The organism is Kitasatospora sp. NPDC058965, assembly GCF_042741245.1.
Classification (GTDB): domain Bacteria; phylum Actinomycetota; class Actinomycetes; order Streptomycetales; family Streptomycetaceae; genus Kitasatospora.
Genome location: NZ_JBHYKG010000579.1, coordinates 1 through 1779 on the forward strand (window position 1 = coordinate 1; position 1779 = coordinate 1779).

General features: G+C 73.2%; 1 protein-coding gene. It reads right to left on the reverse strand.

Features of this window, described 5'->3' with window-relative positions; translation table 11 throughout:
- Positions 1-533: 533 nt before the first annotated feature.
- Positions 534-1709 (reverse strand): CopD family protein, encoded by a 1176-nt coding sequence (locus ACFW1A_RS40330; RefSeq protein ID WP_380418685.1) that lies wholly within the window; start codon positions 1707-1709, stop codon positions 534-536.
- Positions 1710-1779 lie beyond the last annotated feature (70 nt).

Genomic DNA, 1779 nt, shown 5'->3' on the forward strand with positions numbered 1-1779 from the left:
GCTCGCGGGGTCACGAGCGGTGGAGCGACCTGGCCGCGGGTAGCGGCGCAGTGGGGGCGGCCCGGCCGCTGGTGCGCGACACGGGTGCGGTGCGGATGGAGCCGAACGGGTCCGCGCTGCCACCGGTGAGGGGCCGGGCTGCTGCGGCACCGGAAATGGTCGCAGTGAATGACCAGCCCATGACAGATGGCGGCCGTGGATTGGCCGAGAACTGCCGACTGCTTACCGTGCCCTGATCGCTACGTCCTGCAACTCGCTTGGGAGTCGGCCCTGTTCGGGGGCATCGTCGCGCGCCGCCGTGGCCCCGGGGGCCGGTGTCCGGCCGGGGTGGTCGCCCCATCGGATTTGGCCGGACGCGGAAGCCTCACCGATTCATTCGGGTGCGACTGGTGTCCGGCGGAATCCGTTCCCCTTTTTCCATTGGCCTTTCTGTGTATGGAGAGTTCTGGTACGTCCAACTCTTTTGACGTAAAACGACATGCGCACCGGTGCCGGCCCCGCCTCGTGGGCGGACCGGCACCGGTGCTGCAGGTTCAGACCGTGGCCGTGGCGGCCGGGCGGCGGGCCAGGGCGTCGGAGGCCTTCACGGTGGCGTAAAGCGACACGGCCAGCGCGAGGGCGAGGGCCGCGCCGGCGGAGAAGACGGCGGCGGAGGATGCGGCATGCGCGCTGTGGGCCTCGGTCCGGGCGGACCCGGTGAGGAAGGGCATGACGCCGAGGACGCCGAGGCCGAGCGCGACCTCGCCCCAGACCACCTTGGGGAAGTGACGCAGCGTCAGGTGCAGCAGCGAGGCGGTGTCGTTCGCGCGCCGGGTCTGCGCGATGCGGGGCGTCAGCCAGAACTGGTTGACCGCGCCGGCCGCCACCAGGCCCAGCACCAGCAGGAGCTTCACCAGCAGGGCCGCGCCGTAGCCGGTGGTCCACAGCTGGTCGACCGCGCCGACGTGCCGCCAGCTCAGCCACAGGCCGGAGACGACCACCGCGCCGACGCAGACCATCGCCACCAGGCTGAAGCGGCGCCACAGGTCGGCCCAGAGCGGGCCGGCGGCGTCGCCGAGGCGGCCGCGGGCAGCGGCCAGCGCGACCAGGAGGGCGAGGCCGCCCAGCCACACCGTGCCGCTGACGATGTGGACCTGATCGAGGGCCAGGTCGACCACGGCGTCCGTGTTCTTCGGCCGGGTCGCGGGGACGGCGGCGACCAGGGTGGTGCCGAGCGACAGCGGCAGGGCGGCGCCGGCGAGCGCGTCCAGTCGCCGCCGGGCGGCCGGCGCGAACAGGGCGACCAGGGTGGCGGCGGTGAGGACCAGTACGAGGTTCTGGGCCAGGTAGACGGTGCCCTGCGGTATCCACGCGCCCTTGGCGGCGGGGGCCCGCAGGAACTGCCAGATCCGGTGCGGCGCGAGTGCGTCGCCGAACGGCGTGCCCTTGCCCGCCCGGGCGACCCGGGCGGCGAGCTGGAGGTAGCCGGTGACCAGCAGCAGGACGCCCGACCAGGCGAGGAAGCGTGCGGACCGGTGGCGCAGCACGGCGACGTCGCCGGCCGCGTCGGTCCGGGCGGCGCGCAGGGCGGGGCGGACGGTGGTCGCGTACGTGACGGTGGCGCCGATGGCTCCGCACAGGCCGGTGAAGTAGCCGGACTTGGTGAGGATCCGCCAGAGCGGAGGCATGGTGTACCCGGCCGTGTTCGCGGCCAGCAGCGCGTTGTTCATAAGGTAAGGCTAACCTAAGTTCTGGCGCAGGGTCACCCCTCCCGACCCCGGACGGAACACGGCCCCGGGC

What these genes read in the sequence shown, in the direction of transcription:
- ACFW1A_RS40330 (WP_380418685.1), bottom strand. Translation starts at nt 1,709, where the DNA reads ATGAACAACGCGCTGCTGGCCGCGAACACGGCCGGGTACACCATGCCT.